Source organism: Pseudomonas sp. LP_7_YM, assembly GCF_004364435.1.
Classification (GTDB): Bacteria; Pseudomonadota; Gammaproteobacteria; order Pseudomonadales; family Pseudomonadaceae; genus Aquipseudomonas.
Genome location: NZ_SOCT01000037.1, coordinates 1 through 1,723, shown reverse-complemented (window position 1 = coordinate 1,723; position 1,723 = coordinate 1). Strand labels below are relative to the sequence as shown.

General features: G+C 50.4%; 3 protein-coding genes. All 3 read left to right on the top strand.

Annotated elements, in window-relative coordinates; translation table 11 throughout:
* Positions 1-528, top strand: a 528-nt coding sequence (locus EC915_RS24675; RefSeq protein WP_133753066.1) for an RHS repeat-associated core domain-containing protein, incomplete at its 5' end; no start/stop codon positions are given.
* Positions 525-992, top strand: coding sequence for a hypothetical protein (locus EC915_RS24670; protein WP_133753065.1), 468 nt, complete (start codon positions 525-527; stop codon positions 990-992). The genes EC915_RS24675 and EC915_RS24670, both read left to right, overlap by 4 nt.
* 302 nt (positions 993-1,294) lie before the next feature.
* The coding region (locus EC915_RS24665) for a helix-turn-helix domain-containing protein (RefSeq protein ID WP_133753064.1) at positions 1,295-1,723 on the top strand (429 nt) is incomplete at its 3' end.

Below are 1,723 nucleotides of genomic sequence, written 5' to 3'. Positions count from 1 at the left end.
AGCGACATCGAGCAAAACCTTAGGTTTCAAGGTCAGTACTTCGACGACGAGACGGGGCTTCACTACAACACGTTCAGGTATTACGATCCGCAGGTGGGGCGGTTTATTACGCAGGATCCGATTGGACTTGATGGGGGGATGAACCTTTATCGGTACGTTCCGAACCCAACGGCGTGGGTTGATCCATGGGGTTGGGAGTGTTGGGGAACGGCTAGAAGCAAATATTGGAAAGCGGAAGCCAAAGCACCCACTCAGGCGTACTCTCCTGCCAACATGGCTGAGATGGCTGAGGGTAGGGCGCCTAAAATGACCGTGGAGGTAATGAACCGTAAGACACTTGAAATCAGCCAAAAAGACGTATCTATGGAGCTGCACCATAACGATATACCTCAGCGTGTTGGTGGAGATGGAGTGCATGAGGCGTCAAACCTACTTTCACTTACGCCTTGGGAGCACGAGGCAGTTGATTCATTCCGGCATGTTGGATCGAATTTACTTAGGATCATAAAAGGAGTAGACGTTTGGTGAGTAATTATTCTGAAATGGCAAGAGTTATTGTTAACTCTAATGCTTATGCTGAATTAGTAGTTGAGCTAAAATCCGAGCTAGCAATAAAAGTTATTGATGGGTATGCAGACGTCTTCGCTGACATAGACGGCGCTGCGATCAATAGATCTCAGCTGACGCTCAATGAGCTTGAAGCTCTGTTTGCTACCAGTACTAAAGATCTTAAAAAGTATTCGATGAATAAATATAAAGCTTTGCATGGTATGGCAGATGAGCAGGATTACCCCGTCGGGGAGGAGCCATCAGAAGCTGATAAAGAAAAAAATATTATTTCCCAGGGATATGCGCTTGGTTTTCTATTGGCAAATGGTATCGAACTTTTAATGGCAAAAAAAGGTAAGCAGTTCTTAGAGCGTTACTTGAAGGAGTCTAGAATTCCTAAAGCTAATTCTTACGCTAAACAAGTGATAAGCTTCATGCCATAGGCGAGAATGGCCAGCTTTACTGTGACGTAGTTAGCAAGATGGCCGACTCCATCACTCAGTGGCGTGGCGACCGCAGTTGCAGTACGGCAACGTCGTAAGCGATTCGTAAACCCCACCGCCCGCTAAGAGGTGGGGTATTCAGCCAAGCAATACGGGCGCGCAGTTCACGGCAAGCTCTTCGTCATCCTCAGCCGAAGTTGCCGTTGGTAGGCGCTTGAGTGCTTGACCTAGTGTGCTGTCTCAGAAATAAATTTCTCATTTGAGCTACGCTTTCAGAGTCGGTCAGAACGTGAAGTGGGGCCATGAATTCTCAAGACATCGTGCTCAGTGAAGACGAACAGACCGAGTTGAGTCGGCGCCTGCGGTCAGCCACCATCAGCCAGCGCGACGGTCGTCGGGCGCGAGTGATTTTACTGGCAGCTCAAGGTTGTTCACGCAACGAAATTGCCAGGTTGGCTGGCCTCTCGGTCGTTTCAGTCACGCGCTGGTGCAAGCGCTTCCAAGAGCTGCGCTTGCAAGGCTTGGTCGATCTGCCTGGGCGAGGTCGCAAGTCCTCACTGCCTGTCGAAGCCTTGAAACGAACCCTCGAACAGGTCACCCAACCGCGTATCGGCCAGCCGCGCTGGAGCTGTCGCGGCATGGCGCGTGTCGCGGGTATTTCACCGGCTAGCGTGCAACGGATTTGGGCCGCCAACGATATAAAGCCGCACCTGACACGTACCTTCAAACTG